Genomic DNA, 19,069 nt, shown 5'->3' with positions numbered 1-19,069 from the left:
GTAATAGCCCGCGCTCTTGAATTCGAGGGTTGATGACCCCGCCTGTGCGCGCCCTGACGGCGCAGGCGCTTTTGTTGTTGAGGCGAGCCCGATGGCCGAGATCATTCTGAACGTGGACGTCCGCGAAAACACCGGCACCGGCGGCGCCCGCGCGGCCCGTCGCGCCGGCATGGTCCCCGGCGTCCTGTATGGCGGCGACAAGGCCCCGGTGGCCATCTCGGTCAACGAGAAGGACTTCCGCAAGAACCTCTACACCGGCAAGCTTCTGGGCCACCTGGTGACCCTGAAGTACGGCCAGGAAAGCCAGTCGGTCATCGCCAAGGACGTGCAGTTCGACCCCGTGTCGGACCGCCCCCTGCACTTCGACCTGATGCGCGTCGACGAGAACCAGACCATCAAGATCGAAGTGCCGATCCACTTCATCAACGAAGATCAGTGCAAGGCCTTCCGCCAGGGCGGCACGCTGGAGATCGTCCGTCACTCGGTCGAGATCCTGGTCAAGGCCAACCACATCCCCGAAGACCTGATCGTCGATCTGGCCGGCCACAAGCTGGGCGACACCATCCGCTGGTCGGACGTCAAGGTCCCCTCGGACGTCGAGGCCACCATTACCGACCGTGACTTCGTCATCGCCTCCATCAAGGTCTCGTCTGCCGCCATCGCCGCCGATCAGATCGAGGAAGCCATCGCCGAAGAGACCGCCGAGGCCGAAGCCGCCGCCGTCGAGGCCGGCGAGGTTCCAGCCACCGAACAGGGCGGCGACGACGCTGCGGAAGACGGCGAAAAGACCGAAGGCTGATCCCCGGATCGTCGCTGAACATCGGCCCGCCCGGCTCCGGCCCGGCGGGCTTTTGTTTGCCTGCCGTTTGCGAAAGCGACGGTGGCGCGCTACCATCCACCCATGAACGTCCACGCGCCCAAGCCGAACAAGTACAAGGCCTACCGCGAGCGCAAGAAAGCGGCGGGGTTGAAGCAGGTCCGCATCTGGACGCTCGATCCCGATGTTCCGGGATTTCGTGAGGCGATGAAGGCTGCCTTCGAGCGAGAAAGGAACAGCGTGGAAGCCGGGGAACTGCAGGATTTTCTCGATGCAGCCGCTCTTGAGACCTGGCCACCTTACGAATGAACCGAGGCGACGTCGTCACCGCCGTCTTGCCCCGCGAACAGGGTAAACCACGACCGGTGGTGATCGTTCAATCAGACACGCTGACTGGCTCCAACACCGTGATAATCTGCCCTCTCACAAGCCGGGTGGAGTTCCAGGCACCACACCGCCCCCAGATCGAACCTTCCGAGGCAAATGGACTGCGCTCTACGTCTCTGGCGATGACCGATAAGCTTCAGGCAACGCCACGCGATCGCTGCGGCTTCGTCATCGGGCGCTTGGAGGACGGAGATCTGTCCTTGATCGAGGCTGGAATTGTATTCGTCCTCGGAATGCAGCGCTGATGCTCATCATCGCCGGCCTGGGCAATCCGGGCACCAGATACGAGAAGAACCGCCACAACATCGGCTTCATGGCCGTGGACGAGATCGCGCGTCGTTGGCGGTTCGGCAGCCCTCGCGCCAAGTTCCAGTCGGTGATCGCCGAGGGCGAGGTCGAGGGCACCAAGGTCCTGCTGATGAAGCCCCAGACCTTCATGAACGAGAGCGGCCGCGCGGTCGGAGAGGCGGCGCGGTTCTACAAGGTCGACCCGGCCTCGGTGATCGTCTTCCATGACGAGATCGACCTGGCCCCCGGCCGGTTCCGCATGAAGACCGGCGGCGGCGCGGCCGGTCAGAACGGCGTGCGCAGTCTGATCAGCCAGCTGGGCCCCGACTTCCGCCGCGCGCGGATGGGCGTCGGCCACCCCGGCGATCCGAAACGGGTCCACGGTCATGTGCTGAGCGACTTCCACAAGGCCGAACAGCCTTGGCTGGAGGCCCTGCTGACCGCCTGCGCCGACGCCCTGCCCTTCGCCGTGCGCGGCGAGGACGACCGCTATCAGGGGGAGGTCCTGCGCCTGGCCCCCGCCCCCAAGTTCAGCCCCCGCCAGGCGGCGCAAGGCGGCGGAACCGGGCAGACCTCGGGCGAATAGTCGCGATGGCGTCGGAGGACGCGCAACGCTATGGCGAACTCTCGACGTCCCCTGACCGGATGCCATTGGATGACTCTGAACGTTTCGACGGCCGCGAGGCTCTCCCTGCTCATCACGACGTGCTTCGCCGTTGCCGCTTGCTCGGAGCCCAGCGGCGGGAGCGCGGCCAGCGACGCCGCCGCGACCGTCGCCGTCACCGACGCCCTGTGCCGCCCGACGCCGAACGGGCGTCAGGTCACCGGCTGCTACATGACCGTCACCTCGCCCGTCGCCGACACCCTGGTCTCGGTCGCCAGCCCGGTCGCCGCCCTGGGCCAGATCCATGAGACGCGCATGGAGTCCAACATGATGATGATGCGCGAGCTGGAGGCGGGCCTGCCCCTGCCCGCCGGCGAGACGGTCGAGCTCAAGCCCGGCGGCACCCACATCATGCTGATGGGCGTGGCCGAGCCGCTGCGCGCGGGCCAGAGCGTGCCCCTGACCCTGACCTTCGCCACGGCGGCCGCGGTCGAGGTCGTGGCCAGCGTGGGCCAGCCGACCGTCGCGGACGAGGACCACAGCGGGCACTGAGGCGCAACAGAACGGCGCGCCTGACAAACCGCACCGAACCCGCTAGACCTTGATCGGTTGAGGAGAAATCGCTTCGCGATTTCGCCGATGCCGTGAATCAAGGTCCAGCATGACCCGTGGGGCCTGATCCGACCGGAAAACCGCTCGCACTTTTCCGGATCAGGCCCTATGGGCTCGCCCTTCCCTGAAAGCGTCCGAGACCCATGGCCCTGAAAGTCGCGATCGTCGGCCTGCCCAATGTCGGCAAGTCCACCCTGTTCAACGCCCTGACCAAGACGGCGGCGGCCCAGGCGGCCAACTATCCGTTCTGCACCATCGAGCCGAACACCGGCGACGTCGCCGTGCCGGAACCGCGCCTGAACGTCCTGGCCGAGATCGCGGGGTCCAAGGAGATCATCCCCTCGCGCATCACCTTCGTCGACATCGCCGGCCTGGTGCGCGGCGCCTCCAAGGGCGAGGGGCTGGGCAACCAGTTCCTGGCCAACATCCGCGACTGCGACGCCGTGGCCTTCGTCGCCCGCTGCTTCGTCGACGACGACATCACCCATGTCGAGAACCGCATCGATCCGATCTCGGACCTGGAGATCATCGAGACCGAGCTGATGCTCGCCGACCTCGAGAGCCTGGAGCGTCGTCGCGTCCAGATGGAAAAACGCGCCAAGGGCGGCGACAAGGAGAGCCAGCTGAGCCTGAAGCTGGTCGACCTGGCCCTGTCGAAGCTGAACGCCGGCAAGCCCGCCCGCACCGCCCTGCCCGAGGTGTCCAGGGAGGACCGCAAGGCCTGGGACATGCTGCAGCTGCTGACCGCCCTGCCCGCCCTCTATGTCGCCAACGTCGACGAGACCTCCGCCGACAAGGGCAACGACCTGTCCGACAAGGTGGCCGAGCGCGCCAGGGCCGACGGCGCCAACACCGTCGTGATCTCGGCCAAGATCGATTCCGAATTGGCGGTGCTCGACGAGGCCGAGCAGCTGGAGTTCCTGGAGAGCATGGGGCTGGCCGAGCCCGGCCTGAACCGCCTGATCCGCGAGGCCTATGCCCTGCTGGGGCTGCAGTCCTATTTCACCGTGGGCCCCAAGGAGGCCCGCGCCTGGACCATCCACATCGGCGACACGGCCCCCCAGGCGGCGGGCGTGATCCACACCGATTTCGAGAAGGGCTTCATCCGCGCCGAGACCATCGCCTACGACGACTACGTCGCGCTCCGCGGCGAGGCCAAGGCCCGCGAGGCCGGCAAGCTGCGCGCCGAGGGCAAGAGCTACGTCGTCAAGGACGGCGACGTGATGAACTTCCTGTTCAGCTGAGGCAGGCGTGCGAGCCGCTTTATCGACGTTGCGGCTGTCCGCCACGGGTGGGAAGCGGTCATCGACCTCAGACCCGAAAGTCGCAACCATGCCCTGCCATCAATATCGAAGGCTGTTCGCCCGTTTGGCCTCCGCCTCTAGGCGGCGCTCGACCATCACGGAGCGAATTTCGCGGACACGGTTTCGGGTTTCTTGAGCCTGCCGACAGATTGCCTTCGATCGCGCCACGGCCACCTTTGCTTTTTCGATAGCGTCGCTCCACCCATCCATGCCATCCAGCCTTCCGTCGGTCTGCCTGTTCCAACGATGAGCATGACACAACGATCCGAGGTGCCGCCACCAGCCCCGTGCAGCGACAGCACATCCTAGACGGTTCGCTTTGGGTCGGGACCAGACGGTCGCCTATGGGTGGCTAGCGGACGTTGCGATCACCGTTGAGCGTCGCGGGTAACTTCGGCCCAGTTGGCGTCGTAAGAGAAGTCAGTCATTGATCGATCTGAGATGAAGCCGATCCGCAGTCACATCGCCTCGTTAGTTGGAGCCGCGTTCGCGGTTCTCGCCATGCTGATGGTTTCATCGGTCAGCGTCGCAGCGCCTGCGTCGATGATGAAGGTCACGTCCGATGAGCCCTGCGCGGATATGACTTCGAAGAAGGGCTCCCCACCATGTTCGCCAGACTGCGCGGTTATCTGCCACGCCCTGCTGGTAGCCCCGGTTGTTGTGGGTGAGGTGAAGGTCTTCGAGCCTGTGTCCTATCTGAGCGGCTACCCAAGATTGACGTCAGTGATCGTTGAAGGCGATGACCCGCCCCCCCGATAATGCTGGGCGGCAACGAACTCAAATCACCCATCACATCTGGAATAATCAAATGAAGAACGTTTTTGCTGTGGCAGGTCTGATCCTGCTCGCATCCGGAACCGCCGCTTTTGCGGCGTCTCCCGAGACCGTGATCCAGGCCGTCGCCTCTTGCTGCGATGCCCTGGCGGCCTGCTGCCAAGGCGCTTCGATGCCTTGCTGCCCCTAGCTCTTTGCTGAGTTAGGTGTGGAACGCCCGGTCGAAAGGCCGGGCGTTTTGCTTGTGTAGATGTCTGCATTGGGTCGGAAGCAGACCTTGGGTTTCACAATCGGACTGAAGATCCTTTGGGATCACGCTGCCTACGGCACCGCAACCGCCGACACCGCCGTCTCCTCCAGCGTCGTGCATTTGTTCAGCGTCACCGCCTCCGTTCCCCTGTCCAGATAGGTCAGGCGCATGACGTCACCCGTTACCTGAAACCGCACGCGCTCCGAGGCCATCTGGCCTTCAGCCACGCAGGCCAGGGTGGCGATATAGCCATCGACGACCTCGTCGATCGCGGCGATCGAACAGCTGTTCTCATAGCCTTCGAAGCGGGTCGGCGTGATCTCGATCGGCCGCTCCGCTCCCTGCGGCGCGGCGCACCAGGCCACGTTCGCCGCCCATCGGCCGACGAAGCTGGTCGGGCCCCGTCCGGACATCATGGACACGGTGCCGTCGTCGGCGGGCGCGGCGGGGTCGGCGACCTCGATCGGCTGGGCGGGCTCGGTCGGCGGATTGACCGGTCCGCTCTCGCCGCAGGCGGACAAGGCGGTGGCAGCCAGCAGCGGCAGGAGCGTTTTCATCCGCCCTGAACGCGAACGGCTCAGCTCGGTTCATAATTGCGATTGAATTGCAGAAGCATTCGCATTACCCAGAGCGCCGTCCTCAAGCGGAGCCTTGTCCATGCGTGCCCCCCTGTCCCTGTCGGTGTCCGCCGCCGCCCTGATCCTCGCCCTGCCCGCCCTCGCTGAGCCCGACGCGACCGATCCGTCCGAGACCCGGCTGCCGCCCGTCACCGTCGTCGCCACCCGCACCGAGACCCGCGTGGACGAGGCCCCTGCCACCGTCAGCGTCTTCACGGCCCAGCAGATCGAGCGGCTGCTGATCTCCGACATCAAGGATCTGGTCCGCTATGAGCCGGGCGTCAGCGTCCCCAGCCAGCCGGCCCGCTTCGGCGCGGCGCTCGGCACCACCGGCCGGGACGGCAACGCCGGCTTCACCATCCGGGGCCTGGGCGGCGACCGCGTGCTGATCGTCGTCGACGGCGTTCGCAGCCCCGACGGCTTCACCTTCGGGGCCCAGAGCGTGGGGCGCGGCGGCTATTCGGACCTCGATCTGATGCGCTCGGTCGAGATCCTGCGCGGCCCGGCCTCGGCGCTGTATGGCTCGGACGGGGTCGCGGGCGCGGTCAGCTTCACCACCAAGGACCCCGCCGACCTGCTGACCGACGGTCGCCCCTTCGCCGCGCGCGGTCGGGTCGCCTACAGCTCCGCCGACGAAGGCTGGACCGAAGGCCTGGCCGTGGCCGGTCGCGCCGGGGCCGTCTCGGGCCTCCTGGCCTACACCCGCCGCGACGCCCGGGAGACCGAGACCGGCGGCGACAACGACGTCATCGGCGCCCTGCGGACGACCGCCAACCCGCAAGACATCCAGTCCAACGCCGTGCTGGGCAAGATCGTCTGGGACGTCGCGCCCGGCCACGCCTTGCGCCTGACCTATGACCACTATGACGTGGACGTCGCCGCCGATGTGCTGAGCGGCCGCACCGCCTCGGTGCTGGAATTGCTCGCCGAGGACGAGACCACCCGTGACCGCATCGGTCTGGACTGGCGCGGCACCGACGTCTTCGGCCTGGAGCGGGCCCAGATCGCGGCCTGGTGGCAGGACGCGACCACCCGCCAGTTCACCTTCGAGGATCGCACCCCCGCCGTCGACCGCACCCGCGACAACCGCTTCGACAACGCGGTCTACGGCCTCGCCGCCGACGCCCGCACGACGCTGAACCTCGCGGGCATTTCCCACCGCCTGACCTTCGGCGGCGACGGGTCGAGTACCCGCCAGCAGGGCATCCGCGACGGCACCGTGCCGCCGTTCGGAGAGACCTTCCCTACCAGCCCCTTTCCCGTGACCGACTATGTGCTGGCCGGCGTCTTCGTGCAGGACGAGATCAGCCTGCTGGGCGATCGGCTGCGGATCATCCCGGCCCTGCGATATGACGCCTATGAGCTGTCGACCGACGCCGACCCCCTGTACGTCGGGGCGCGCGCCGATCAGTCCGACAGCCGCCTGTCGCCCAAGCTGGGCGTCGTCTGGCAGACGACCCCGACGTTCCAGCTGTTCGCCAACTATGCCGAGGGCTTCAAGGCCCCGACGCCCAGCCAGGTGAACAACGGCTTTTCCAACGCCGCGTTCGGATACGTCTCCGCTCCCAACCCCGATCTGGAGCCCGAGACCAGCCGCAGCGTCGAAGCCGGCCTGCGGTTCCGCGACGTCGATTTCGCCGGGGGCCGCATGGCGCTCCAGTTCGTCGCTTTCCAGTCGGACTACGAGAACTTCATCAGCCAGCAGGTGGTGTCGGGCGGCTTCACTCCGGCGAACCCGGCCGTGTTCCAGTTCGTCAACTTCACCGACGTCGAGGTCTCGGGCCTGGAATCCCGCGCCAGCATCGACTGGGACAACGGCTTTCGCCTGAACCTGGCCGGCGCCTGGGCGGAAGGGCAGCAGACCACCGCCGGCGCGACCACCCGCCTGCCGACCATCGATCCGATCAAGCTGGTCGGCGGCCTGGGCTGGGACGAGCCCCGTGGACGCTTCGGCGGCGAGGTCATCGTCACCTGGTCCGACGCCAAGAAGGCGCGTGACACCAGCGGCCTGGCCTGTTTCAACGCCGTGCCCGCCAACGGCTGCTATGTCGGCGAGGCGTTTCAGCTGGTCGACGTCACCGGCTACTGGAACGTGACCGACAGCGTCACCGCCCGCGTCGGCGTCTTCAACGTCTTCGACGAGACCTATTCCTGGTGGAGCGACGTCCGGGGCGTCGCGAACACCTCGGCCGTCGTCGACGCCTACACCCAGCCGGGCCGCAACGTCGGCCTGTCGCTGTCACTGCGTCTGTGACGCGCCCCCTTCGCAAAGCCAGAGAGGTTCCGATGCGCAGTCTTATGATCGCCGCCGTGCTGATGACGACCCCCGCCCTGCCCGCCTGGGCCGCCGCCATCCAGCCGACCCCGGTCCAGGCCGAGGCCGCCGCCTTCGAGCGCGACCGACAGGCCATCCTGGCCCAGGTCGGCGACTACCGCGTGCGCTTCGACATGCGCGAGACCGTCTCCTTCCGCCCCGGGTACGACCCGCTGGAGCCCAAAACCTCGAGCGGATTCGAGAACGTCCGCGTCGTCGAGGACACCGGCCGCCACATCGTCCTGCAGCACACCCTGGTCATGGAGCACGAAGGCCAGACCCTGGTCATCAAACACTGGCGCCAGGACTGGACCTATGAGCCCTCGACCGTCCTGACCTATGCCGGACCGAACCGCTGGGTGGTGAGCGAGGTTCCGGCTGGCACCCGCGCCGGGGCCTGGTCCCAGACCGTCTGGCAGACCGACGACAGTCCCCGCTACGGCGGCGTCGGCCGCTGGAGCCATGAGCAGGGCCTGGTCCAGTGGACCAGCGATCCGACCGCCCGTCCCCTGGCTCGCCGCGATGCCACGCGCGACCCGATCTACGACCGCTACGTCGGCACCAACCGCCACGCCCTGCTGCCGGGCGGCTGGGTCCATATCCAGGACAATCTGAAGCTGGCCCCGGCCGAGGGCGACGACACCGGCGTGGTCGCCGTGGTGCATGAGGACGTGGTCAACACCTACCGCGTCTCGACCGACTACGACCCCGCGCCGGGCGACGCCTACTGGGCCGCGACCGCCGACTACTGGGCCGCCGTCCGCGCCGCCTGGGACGAGACCATCGCGCGCCACGGCGGCATCGGTCTGGAGGAAGAACCGCAGGCCGGGGCCATCACCGGCCCGGTCCTGATGAACCTCGCCGATCAGATCGCCGAGGGCGCGGTGACGACCGGGGCCGCCGTGGACCAGGCCCGGGCGCTGATCGCGGAATCGACGGCGGCACCTTGATAATCTCCGTGCACCCCGGCGAAGGCCGGGGTCCAGAGGCGCACTCGGTTGCGGCAGTTCCCCCTGGTGGCCAAGCGGTCAGCAAAGAGTCCGCGATCTGGACCCCGGCCTTCGCCGGGGTGCACGGAAGTGGGGGCTACTGCCGCGTTCGCGAGGACACTGAAAAGAGCCTCATCTCGCCGGGGTGCTCGGCGTGTGGGCTCTACTGACGCTCGCCGGCCGTCCGTTCCCGCACGCTGCCGAACTCCGACATCGGCTTCCAGCCGGGCCAGTCGCTGCTGTTGGCCAGTTCCAGACCCAGCCGATAGAGCAGCGTCAGATTCTCCACCGCCGAACGGAAGTCGAGGTCCTCGGACCACTCGTCGGACGGACGGTGATAGTCGGCGGCGAACTTGGCCTTCCACGCCGCCTCGCCGGCCTCGCGGCCACCCTCGTCCCAGTCCCAGCCATGCCAGGTCATCAGGGCCGGCACGCCTGCCCGCGCGAACGGGAAGTGGTCCGAACGATAGTAGAAGCCCTGTTCGGGCATGCCGTCACCGCCGACGTAGCGGCCCTCGGACTCGGCCAGAACCGCCAGCCGGTCCTCCAGATCGTTCTGACCCTGGCCGAAGATGGCCACGTCGCGCGTGGGGGGCGACAGGGGCAGCATGTCGATGTTGATGTCGGCCACCGTCTTGGCCAGCGGATAGACCGGGTCGGCCGTATAGGCATAGGCCCCCAGCAGGCCCATCTCCTCGGCCGCCATATGGGCGAAGACGAAGGTGCGTTCGGCGCGCGGCGCGGCCGACAGCTGGCGGGCCATCTCGACGATGCCGACGGTGCCCGAGGCGTTGTCCCAGGCCCCGTTGTAGATGTTGTCCTCGGTCGTCGAGACCGGGCTGACGTGATCCGCACCGACGCCGACGTGATCCCAGTGCGCGGAATAGACGATGACCTCGTCCGGATGGGTGGTCCCCTCGATCTTGGCCAGCAGGTTGTGGGTGCGCAGGGTGTCGATGGTCTCTTCGGTCGCGACCGACAGGGTCACGCCCGGCAGTTCGACCGCCTTGAACTCACCGCTCTGGAGCGAGGTCAGCACCTCGTTGCCCAGACCCGCCGCCATGGCCAGGCTATGCGCCACGTCCATGTTGATGCCGCCCGAGACTTCCAGATCCGCCGCGCCCGGCGTCAGGGTGCGCTGGCGATTGTTGAACTGGGCCGCGCGCTGCCAGTTGGGATCGCTGGCGGGCACGGTGAAGACGGTGATGATGCCCACGGCGCCGCGACGGAAGGCCTCGTCGGACTTGAAGGCCGCCGATTGATAGTGGGTCGCATAGGCCCCGTTGAACCGCTCGGTGACGGCCTCGGCTGTCGGCTCTCCGCCGACGACCATGACGATCTTGCCGCGCACGTCGATGTCGCCGTAGTCGTCCCAGCCGCGCTCGGGCGCATGGATGCCGTAACCCGCGAACACCAGGCCGGCGTTCTCGACGCTGGCCCGACCGTCGTTCGAGACGGCGCGCAGGGCGATGTCCTGGCCGATGGTCAGCGGATGGACGGTGCCGTCCGGCCCGGTCCAGCTGGCCGAAGCCGCGCCCTCGACCGGGGTATAGCGCTTCAGGTCGACGACCTGCAGCCACTGGCCGTCCGGACCACCGGGCTGAAGACCCATCTCCTCGTACTGGGCCTGCAGCCAGGCCAGGGTCAGCCGCTCGCCCTCGGTGCCCGGATAACGGCCCTGGAACTCATCGGACGAGATCGTGCGGATGCTTTCCGACAGCCGCTCGGCGGTGAAGTCCTGCGCCTGGGCCAGGCCCGCGCTCGCTATCAGCACCAGGGCGGCCGCGCCGCCGAACAGTCCACGCAGGGTCAAGGGGTCATTCTCCAGATTTCGGCGCGCACCCTAGGAGGACAGCGCGACCATGCCGCATTACGTTTCCGTCATGTTTCGGATGGCGTCGCTCAGCCTCGCCCGGCCACCAGGGCCTCGACCACGGCCGGATCGGCCAGGGTCGAGGTGTCGCCCAGCGCGCCCGTCTCGCCCTCGGCGATCTTTCGCAGGATGCGCCGCATGATCTTGCCCGATCGGGTCTTGGGCAGGCCCGGGGCCCAGTGGATCACATCGGGGGCCGCGATGGGCCCGATCTCGGCCCGGACGTGCCTGACCAGATCGGCGCGCAGGGCCTCGGTCGCCTCGACCCCGGCGTTCAGGGTGACATAGGCGTAGATGCCCTGGCCCTTGATGTCGTGCGGAAACCCGACGACCGCCGCCTCGGCCACGTCCGGGTGCAGGACCAGGGCGCTCTCGACCTCGGCGGTTCCCATCCGGTGGCCCGAGACATTGATCACGTCGTCGACGCGGCCGGTGATCCAGTAGTCGCCGTCCTCGTCCCGGCGGCAACCGTCGCCCGTGAAATACTTGCCCGGATAGGCGCTGAAATAGGTGTCGAAGAACCGTTGGGGATCGCCCCAGACCGTCCGCATCTGCCCGGGCCAGCTGTCGGTGATGACCAGGTTGCCGCTCGTCGCGCCCTCCAGCACCCCACCCTCGGCATCGACCAGCTGAAGCTCGACCCCGGGCAGGGGCCGCGTCGCCGATCCCGGCTTCAGGTCGGTCGCGCCCGGCAGGGGCGAGACCAGCACGCCCCCCGTCTCGGTCTGCCACCAGGTATCCACGATCGGCAGCCGGCTCTCACCGACCACCTCGTGATACCACCGCCAGGCCTCCGGATTGATCGGCTCTCCGACAGTCCCCAGCAGCCGCAGGCTCGCCCGGCTCGTCGCCTTCACCGGGTCGTCGCCCTCGCGCATCAACGCCCGCAGCGCCGTGGGCGCCGTGTAGAAGATCTCGACCCTGTGCTTGTCCACCACCTCCCAGACCCGGCTGACGGTCGGATGGTTGGGCACGCCCTCGAACATCAGCGTCGTGCCCGCATTGGCCAGGGGGCCATAGACGACGTAGCTGTGGCCGGTCACCCAGCCCACGTCCGCCGTGCACCAGAACACCTCTCCGGGCCGATAGTCGAACACCAGTTCATGCGTCCAGCTGACCCAGAACAGGTATCCGCCCGTGGTGTGCAGCACTCCCTTGGGCTTACCCGTCGAGCCCGAGGTGTAGAGGATGAACAACGGGTCCTCGGCGTTCATCGGCTCGCACGGACAGTCGTCCGAAACGCCTTGCTTCAGCTCACCGTAGCGAAAGTCCCGACCGCCGGTCATCGGCACGTCGGCGTTCGTGTGGCTGATGACCAGCACCGTTTCGACCGCCACCTTCTCCAGCGCCGCGTCGACATTGGCCTTCAGCGGCACCCGCTTGCCGCCCCGCAGGCCCTCGTCGGCGGTGATGACCAGCCTGGATCCACAGTCCTCGATCCGCCCGGCGATGCTGTCGGGACTGAACCCGCCGAACACCACCGAATGGATCGCCCCGATCCGCGCGCAGGCCAGCATGGCCACCGCCGCCGCCGGAATCATGGGCAGGTAGATCGTCACCCGGTCGCCCTTCTTGACCCCCAGTGATTTCAGCACATTGGCCATCCGGCACACCTCGCGGTGCAGCTCGACATAGGTCAGGCCGCCCGACTGGTCCGGCTCGTCGCCCTCCCACAGGATGGCCATCTGGTCCGCCCGCTCCGGCAGGTGACGATCCACGCAGTTGAAACAGACGTTCAGAGCCCCGTCGGCGAACCAGCGGATGCGGAAGTCGTCCTTGTCGAACGACACGTCCTTGATGACCGTCGGCGGTGTGATCCAGTCCAGACGCCGCGCCTGCTCCGCCCAGAAGGCCTCCGGCGTCTCGCGCGCCGCGACGCGGGCGGCCTCATAGGCCTCGCGGTTCATATGGGCCCGGGCCGCCCACTCCGGCGAGACGGGATAGAGGTCGCGATCGATCATGAGGGCTCCTTGGCCGGAACCCTAACCGGACGCAGCGCCACTGGCCAAGCGCCACCGTCAAGCGGAGCCATTGCCGCCGAACCGCGTTAAGCTGAGGCATTCAAGGGGGATCGCCATGACCAGCCACCGTCCGCTCGCCGTCGCCCTGATGGGCGCCTTCGCCCTATCCGCCTGCGGCCAGGGCACCGAAGAGACCCCCGCCGTGGTCGCGCCGCCGGTCACCCCCGTCGCCGCCCCGACAGGCCCCCTGCCCCCGCCCATCGCCTATGCCTGCCAGAGCGACCAGGCCATCCAGGTCCAGTATCCCGACACCGAGACCGCCCAAATCACCTGGCGGGGCCAGGCCTACACCTTGCGGATCGCGCCCTCGGGCAGCGGCGCGCGCTACGTCGGCTCGGGCCTCGAGTGGTGGACGGCCAGCCGAAACGGCCAGGAGAACGCCACCCTCAGCCGCATCGGCCCCAACGATCAGGTCGGCACGACCGTGCTCGAGACCTGCAGCCGCCCATCCGCCAACCCCGACCTGCCGCCGCCGGGGTCCGACCCGGCGTCGACCACGGGCGCGGTCGCCACGCCCTGCCGGGTCGCCGACCTGCGGCTGTCGGTCGAGACCGCCGACGCCGGTGCCGGCAACCGGGCCCAGGTCTTCGGGTTGACCAACACCGGGGCGACGCCCTGCGCCGTGTCCGGCTATCCGGCGGTGTCGCTGCTGGACACCCAGGGTCGCCCGCTGTCCACCGTCCGCTCCGACCAGAACCCTGGCACAGCGACGCCCGTCGCCGTTCCCGCAGGCGGCCGAGCCTATTTCGACATCGCCTGGAATGTCGTGCCGAACGAGGCCGAGGGCCAGACCAGTTGCCCCTCGGCCGCGCGGATCAGCATTCGCATCGCGGGCGACGCCTCGGCCATGACGACACCCCTGGCCCTGACGCCCTGCGGTGGCCGCATCCGCGTCAATCCGCTGCGGGCGACCGAGGAGGTCGCGGCCCCTCCGGCGTCGACCTGACGCTTTCATCGTCCCCGGCCAGGGTCTAAGAGGCGGCCCATGCAGACAGCCGCCTTTCATGACCGTGTCGCCGCCGAACTCGCCGACATCGACGCCCAGGGCCTGACCAAGCCCGAACGGGTGATCCAGTCGCGCCAGGGCCCGGTGATCCAGGTCGGCGGTCGCAGCGTGCTGAACTTCTGCGCCAACAACTATCTGGGCCTCGGCGGCGATCAGCGCATCGTCGACGCCGCAAATGCCGCCACCGAACGCTGGGGCGGCGGAACGGCCTCGGTGCGCTTCATCTGCGGCACCCTGGATATCCACAAGGAGCTCGAGCGCGCCATCGCCGACTATCTCGGCTTTGAGGACACCATCCTGTTCGCCGCCGCCTTCGACGCCAACGGCGGCCTGTTCGAGCCCCTGTTCGGGGCCGAGGACGCCATCGTCTCGGACAGCCTGAACCACGCCTCGATCATCGACGGCGTCAGGCTCTGCAAGGCCAAACGCTATCGCTTCGCCACCTCCGACATGGCCGATCTGGAGGCCCAGCTGAAGCAGGCCCGGGCCGACGGCGCGCGCGACATCATCATCGCCACCGACGGCGCGTTTTCCATGGACGGCTATATCGCCAAACTGGACCAGATCAGGACGCTCGCCGACCAGTACGGCGCGCTCGTCATGGTCGACGACTGCCACGCCACGGGCTTCCTCGGACCGCAGGGTCGCGGCTCCTACGCCCATTGCGGGGTCAAGGTCGATTTCGTCACCGGCACCTTCGGCAAGGCCCTGGGCGGGGCCATGGGCGGCTTCATCTGCGCGACCAGGCCGGTCGTCGAACTGCTGAAGCAGCGGGCGCGCCCCTACCTCTTCTCCAACGCCCTCGCCCCGTCCGTCTGCGGGGCCAGCCTCGAGGCGATCCGCATCGCCCAGGGTCCCGAGGGCGATGCGCTCCGCGCCCAGCTGTTCGCCAACGCCGAGCGCTTCCGGGGCGCGATGCAGGCCGCCGGGTTCGACCTCCTGCCCGGCCAGCACCCGATCATTCCGGTGATGCTGGGCGACGCCAAGCTGGCCCAGACCATGGCGGCCCGCATGCTGGAACTCGGCGTCTATGTCATCGGGTTTTCGTTCCCCGTCGTGCCGCGCGGCCAGGCCCGCATCCGCACCCAGATGTCGGCGGCGCATACCTTCGAACATATCGATCAAGCGGTCGCGGCGTTCACGACGGCCGGCAAGGAACTGGGAGTTATTGCATGACCACCACCATGAAGGCCCTGGCCAAGATGCGGCCCGAGATCGGCCTCGACCTGATCGACGCCCCCATCCCCGAGGCAGGACCCGAGGACGTGCTCATCAAGGTCCGGCGCGCGGCGGTCTGCGGCACCGACATCCACATCTGGAACTGGGACGAGTGGTCCCAGAAGAACGTGCCGGTCCCGATGATCACGGGCCACGAGTTCAGTGGCGACATCGTCCACATCGGCAAGGACGTGGATCGCCGGCTGAAGGTCGGCCAGCGCGTCTCGGTCGAGGGCCACGTCATCGACCTGAACTCCGAGGCCGCCCGCGCGGGCCATTTCCACCTCGACCCCGCCACGCGCGGCATCGGGGTGAACCGCCAGGGGGGCTTCGCCGAATACGTCGTGGCCCCGGCCTTCAACGTGATCGAGCTGCCCGAGGACGTGCCCTACGAGATCGGCTCGATCCTCGACCCCTTCGGCAACGCGGTCCACACGGCGCAACAGTTCGACCTGCTGGGCGAAGACGTCCTGGTCACCGGCGCCGGTCCCATCGGCATGATGGCGGCAGCCGTGGCGCGCCACGCCGGCGCCCGCACCGTCGTCCTGACCGACATCAACGACTTCCGGCTGGAGCTGGGGGCCAGGGTCGCGCCGGGCGTCCGCACCGTGAACACCACCCGCGAGGACCTGCACGACGTCATGCACGAGCTGGGGCTCAAGGTCGGCTTCGACGTGGCGCTGGAGATGTCGGGGTCGCCCATCGCCTTCAAACAGTGCGTCGACACCCTGATCATGGGCGGCGGCATGGCCATGCTGGGCATTCCGTCCCGGCCCATGGAGACCGACTGGGGCGCGATCATCCTCAAGGCCCTGACCATCAAGGGCGTCTACGGCCGCGAGATGTTCACGACCTGGCGGAAGATGCTGGGCCTCTTGAAGGCCGGCCTGGACCTGACGCCCCTCATCACCCACACCCTGCCCTACGACCGCTATGCCGAGGGCTTCGAGGCGATGCGCTCGGGCCAGTCGGGCAAGGTCGTGCTGGACTGGGACAAGGCCGCCTGATCGTCCCCCGGGCTTGACCTCGTAACGGCGATCCCCGACCACCCCGCATCATGGGGCTCGGGACTGATTCCATCGCGGAGGTCCGGACGACCGTCCGGTCGCGCCGATGAGCGCGATCGTCGATTTCCTCAAGGGCGCCGGCGACGACGAGGCGGGCCGCAACGTCTTCGAGGTCGTGGCCATGTCCGACCAGCAGATCGAGACCACCCACGACTTCATCCAGTGGCTCTTCCCCCTCGATCAGCCGTCCGGCGCCAACCGCCGCGCCCCGGTCCTGACGGCCGACGACGTTCAGGCGATCCACGCTTCCGGCCTGGCCCAGATCGCGCTGGCGGCCGGCACCGACCGGATGGCGGCCTTCTATCAGTCCAACGGCCACTGGCGGGTGGCCCAGGATCACAACCACCTGCGGATCACCCGCATCATCAGGTCGCTGCGCCTCCTGCGCGGTCCCGGCGAGGCCGAGGATTTCCGCCAGCTGATCCTTCGCCTCGACGAGCGCGCGGGCCGCCCCGTCAGCATGGGCAGCCGCCAGCACTGGGAAAACGCCTGAGCGCGGCATGTCTCCCTCCCCTTCATGGGGAGGGAGAGCCGCTCTACGCTTTCAGCACCTTGATCAGGGCCGCCTCGAATCCCTTGGTGTCAGCCCCGGGCAGGACCTCGGCGATCCGCCCCGTCTCGTACAGGTCGAACACCGTGGGATGGACATAGCTGGACCGGCACACCGTCGGCGTATTGCCCAGCAGTCCCGCCACCGCCTTCACGCACAGGGTGATCTTGCGCTTCGTGTCCGTGGCCGAGGTCGGCGGCTCCATGTCGCGCAGGGCCCGCGCCGCCGAGACCGTGCCGGCCCAGGTGCGGAAATCCTTGGCGGAGAAATCCTCGCCCATGGCCTCGCGGATATAGGCGTTCACGTCGTCCGAGGTGACGGGGCACAGGTCGCCCTCGGCGTTTCGATACTTGAACAGCTGCTGTCCAGGCAGTTCGCGAAGGGTCCGCACCACGGCCGCCAGGCGACGGTCGCGGACGCTGACCTTGTGCTCGACCCCCGACTTGCCGCGAAAGGCGAAGGCCAGGCCGGCGCCGTCGACCTCCAGGTGCCGCTTGTGCAGGGTCGTCAGGCCGTAGCTGCGGTTCTGTTTGGCGTACTGGGCGTTGCCCACCCGGATCAGGGTGATCTCCAGCAGCCGGACGGCGGTGGCCAGGACCTTCTCGCGGCTGGGCCCGCGCGATCCCAGGTCCGCCTCGACCCGCTCTCGCAGCTTTGGCAGTCGCCGCGCGAACGCGGGCATCCGATCGAACTTTCCGCCCGAGCGATGTTCGGACCAGTCGTTGTGATAGCGGTACTGTTTGCGCCCCTTCACATCGCGGCCGGTCGCCTGGATGTGGCCGGTTCCTTGAGGGCAGATCCAGACGTCGGTCCAGGCCGGCGGGATGGCCAGGGCCCGGATGCGCGCCAGGGTCTCCTTGTCCCCGACCAGCCGCCCCTCGGGGTCGCGATAGCGGAAGCCCCTGCCCGAACGCACCCGCGTCAGGCCGGGGAAGCGATCGCTGCAATAGGTCAGGCCCTTGGGGACCTCGGTCTCGGCGACGAAGGCGTGACTACCGTCGGGCATCAATCGAAAGTCCGGATCATGGACGGCGAACGTCGCGTGAGGATCGCCGGTTCCTCTTGACCCGGACGAGCGACCGGAGGACGCAGACGCCATGAACTATCGCCACAGCTTCCACGCCGGGAATTTCGCCGATCTGGTCAAGCACGCCCTGGTGCTGTGGCTGCTGACGACGCGTCAGGCGGCCGGGCCGGTGACCGTGCTGGACACCCACGCGGGGGCGGGTCTCTACGACCTGACCGGCGACGCCGCCCGCTCGCGCGAGGCCGAGGCGGGCATCCAGCGGCTGATGGCCGCCGCGGCCCGACCCGCGCTGATCGAAGCCCTGGCGGCCGAGGTCGCGGCGCTCAATCCCAACGGCCGGGTCCGCTTCTACCCCGGGTCGCCGGTCCTGATCGCCCGGGCCCTGAAGACCGCCGACCACTACGTCGGCTTCGAACTGCGCGAGGAGGTCGCCGGTCTGCTGCGCGACAGCCTCAAAGCCTTCCCCGGCGCCCGGGGCGAGATCGGCGACGGCTACGACATGGTCCGGGCCGAGGCGAAACAGGCGCGGGGTTCGCTGGTGCTGATCGACCCGCCGTTCGAACGCCCCGACGACTATCTGCGCGCGGCAGAGACCGCCGGCGGGATCGTCCGGGCCGATCCGGATGCCACCGTGGCGATCTGGACGCCGCTGAAAGACATGGAGACCTTCGACGGTTTCCTCAGACGGCTCGCGTCGGCGACGGCGGCGCCCACCCTGGTGGCCGAGGCCCGACTGCGGCCCTTGACCGATCCAATGAAGATGAACGGCTGCGCCATGGTGGTGGTCAACCCGCCGAAGGGCGCGGACGCGGCGGCCACCGAAATCTGCCGCTGGGTGGCCGGGACCCTGGGCGACGCCGGGGCCAGGGCCGAGGTCTGGCGGGCCTGACAACGACCGTCACCACGTCCGATTCTGACGCACCACGGTGCTAGGCAGGCGTTCGCGCGGCAGGCTCAGGAGGCCGAATGAGAGAAGTGAGAGTCACTCCCACACCCCTTTCCGACTCTCACGACCAAGGCTCAGTCGATGACCTCGCCGGCCTCGTACAGATTGGGCTCGAAGGTCGCGATGGCCATGATCGGACGCATGGCGGCGGCCACCGCCTCGTTCCGCGTCATCGCCTTCCAGTCCTCGACCGAGCGCCAGACCGCGTGGTTGGCCACCGTCTTGCCGTTCAGGCCGCGGTGCAGGGTGGCGGACATGAAGCCCGGCAGCCCGACCTGGGCCCGGGCCAGGCTGGTCAGCATCTCGATCAGGTCGTCCTGCTTCTCGGGCTGGACCTTGAAGACGTTGATAAGGACGACGGGTGCGGCGTCGGCGTCCATGGCGAAACTCGCTGGCGGCTGTCGA

17 protein-coding genes and 1 pseudogene are annotated in these 19,069 nt (G+C 68.1%); 13 read left to right on the top strand and 5 right to left on the bottom strand.

All coding sequences use genetic code 11. The annotated features are described in order from the left end of the window. Positions 1-91: 91 nt before the first annotated feature. From ABN401_RS09685 to ychF, 6 genes and pseudogenes are all read left to right on the top strand, one after another. Positions 92-721: pseudogene (locus ABN401_RS09685) on the top strand (50S ribosomal protein L25/general stress protein Ctc); the annotation flags it as partial. 159 nt (positions 722-880) lie between these two features. Further along, on the top strand, positions 881-1,126 hold the full coding sequence (locus ABN401_RS09680) for an antitoxin MazE-like protein (RefSeq protein ID WP_349684636.1): 246 nt from the start codon (positions 881-883) through the stop codon (positions 1,124-1,126). Continuing rightward, positions 1,123-1,449, top strand: a complete 327-nt coding sequence (locus tag ABN401_RS16360; RefSeq protein ID WP_432763546.1) for a type II toxin-antitoxin system PemK/MazF family toxin — start codon at positions 1,123-1,125, stop codon at positions 1,447-1,449. The genes ABN401_RS09680 and ABN401_RS16360 overlap by 4 nt, the downstream gene beginning before the upstream one ends. Further along, positions 1,449-2,078, top strand: coding sequence for an aminoacyl-tRNA hydrolase (pth, locus tag ABN401_RS09675; RefSeq protein ID WP_349684635.1), 630 nt, complete (start codon positions 1,449-1,451; stop codon positions 2,076-2,078). Before ABN401_RS16360 ends, pth begins: the two co-directional genes overlap by 1 nt. Positions 2,079-2,147: 69 nt before the next feature. Further along, a complete protein-coding gene (locus tag ABN401_RS09670) occupies positions 2,148-2,648 on the top strand; it encodes a copper chaperone PCu(A)C (RefSeq protein WP_349684634.1) in 501 nt (166 codons plus the stop codon). Between the two features lie 203 nt (positions 2,649-2,851). Then, a complete protein-coding gene (ychF, locus tag ABN401_RS09665; RefSeq protein WP_349684633.1) occupies positions 2,852-3,952 on the top strand; it encodes a redox-regulated ATPase YchF in 1,101 nt (366 codons plus the stop codon). Positions 3,953-5,107: 1,155 nt separating this feature from the next. Here the strand turns inward: ychF and ABN401_RS09660 are convergent. After that, positions 5,108-5,593 carry a hypothetical protein gene (locus tag ABN401_RS09660; RefSeq protein ID WP_349684632.1) on the bottom strand — a complete coding sequence of 162 codons (486 nt, stop codon included), beginning with the start codon at positions 5,591-5,593 and terminating at the stop codon, positions 5,108-5,110. A gap of 100 nt (positions 5,594-5,693) precedes the next feature. On the opposite strand from ABN401_RS09660, the gene ABN401_RS09655 reads away from it, so the two are divergent. Further along, entirely contained in the window at positions 5,694-7,907 is a 2,214-nt protein-coding gene (locus ABN401_RS09655; RefSeq protein ID WP_349684631.1) for a TonB-dependent hemoglobin/transferrin/lactoferrin family receptor, read from the top strand. A 32-nt stretch (positions 7,908-7,939) separates the two neighbouring features. Beyond that, a complete protein-coding gene (locus ABN401_RS09650; protein WP_349684630.1) occupies positions 7,940-8,917 on the top strand; it encodes a DUF6607 family protein in 978 nt (325 codons plus the stop codon). 202 nt (positions 8,918-9,119) lie between these two features. On the opposite strand, the gene ABN401_RS09645 is transcribed toward ABN401_RS09650, so the two are convergent. Continuing rightward, on the bottom strand, positions 9,120-10,769 hold the full coding sequence (locus ABN401_RS09645; RefSeq protein ID WP_349684629.1) for a M28 family peptidase: 1,650 nt from the start codon (positions 10,767-10,769) through the stop codon (positions 9,120-9,122). A gap of 89 nt (positions 10,770-10,858) precedes the next feature. Further along, a complete protein-coding gene (acs, locus tag ABN401_RS09640) occupies positions 10,859-12,790 on the bottom strand; it encodes an acetate--CoA ligase (protein ID WP_349684628.1) in 1,932 nt (643 codons plus the stop codon). 115 nt (positions 12,791-12,905) lie between these two features. Here acs and ABN401_RS09635 point away from each other — a divergent pair, with 115 nt between their 5' ends. From ABN401_RS09635 to ABN401_RS09620, 4 genes are all read left to right on the top strand, one after another. Further along, on the top strand, positions 12,906-13,796 hold the full coding sequence (locus ABN401_RS09635; RefSeq protein WP_349684627.1) for a DUF4232 domain-containing protein: 891 nt from the start codon (positions 12,906-12,908) through the stop codon (positions 13,794-13,796). A gap of 39 nt (positions 13,797-13,835) precedes the next feature. After that, positions 13,836-15,032 carry a glycine C-acetyltransferase gene (locus tag ABN401_RS09630; RefSeq protein WP_349684626.1) on the top strand — a complete coding sequence of 399 codons (1,197 nt, stop codon included), beginning with the start codon at positions 13,836-13,838 and terminating at the stop codon, positions 15,030-15,032. Continuing rightward, the gene (tdh, locus tag ABN401_RS09625) at positions 15,029-16,081 is read left to right on the top strand and encodes an L-threonine 3-dehydrogenase (RefSeq protein WP_432763545.1); all 1,053 of its coding nucleotides are present in this window, start codon (positions 15,029-15,031) and stop codon (positions 16,079-16,081) included. Before ABN401_RS09630 ends, tdh begins: the two co-directional genes overlap by 4 nt. 106 nt (positions 16,082-16,187) lie before the next feature. After that, complete coding sequence (locus ABN401_RS09620; RefSeq protein WP_349684625.1) at positions 16,188-16,634, top strand: opioid growth factor receptor-related protein; 447 nt, start codon at positions 16,188-16,190, stop codon at positions 16,632-16,634. A 43-nt stretch (positions 16,635-16,677) separates the two neighbouring features. On the opposite strand, the gene ABN401_RS09615 is transcribed toward ABN401_RS09620, so the two are convergent. After that, complete coding sequence (locus ABN401_RS09615) at positions 16,678-17,697, bottom strand: DNA topoisomerase IB (protein WP_349684624.1); 1,020 nt, start codon at positions 17,695-17,697, stop codon at positions 16,678-16,680. A 91-nt stretch (positions 17,698-17,788) separates the two neighbouring features. Here ABN401_RS09615 and rlmJ point away from each other — a divergent pair, with 91 nt between their 5' ends. Then, positions 17,789-18,607, top strand: a complete 819-nt coding sequence (rlmJ, locus tag ABN401_RS09610; protein WP_349684623.1) for a 23S rRNA (adenine(2030)-N(6))-methyltransferase RlmJ — start codon at positions 17,789-17,791, stop codon at positions 18,605-18,607. 131 nt (positions 18,608-18,738) lie between these two features. On the opposite strand, the gene ABN401_RS09605 is transcribed toward rlmJ, so the two are convergent. Then, positions 18,739-19,044, bottom strand: coding sequence for an antibiotic biosynthesis monooxygenase family protein (locus tag ABN401_RS09605; RefSeq protein WP_349684622.1), 306 nt, complete (start codon positions 19,042-19,044; stop codon positions 18,739-18,741). Between the last annotated feature and the right edge of the window lie 25 nt (positions 19,045-19,069).

The sequence above is a fragment of the Brevundimonas aurifodinae genome (assembly GCF_040195595.1).
GTDB lineage: Bacteria > Pseudomonadota > Alphaproteobacteria > Caulobacterales > Caulobacteraceae > Brevundimonas > Brevundimonas aurifodinae.
The sequence above is the reverse complement of the archived record's forward strand: the minus strand, read 5'-3'. Positions and strand labels throughout refer to the sequence as shown.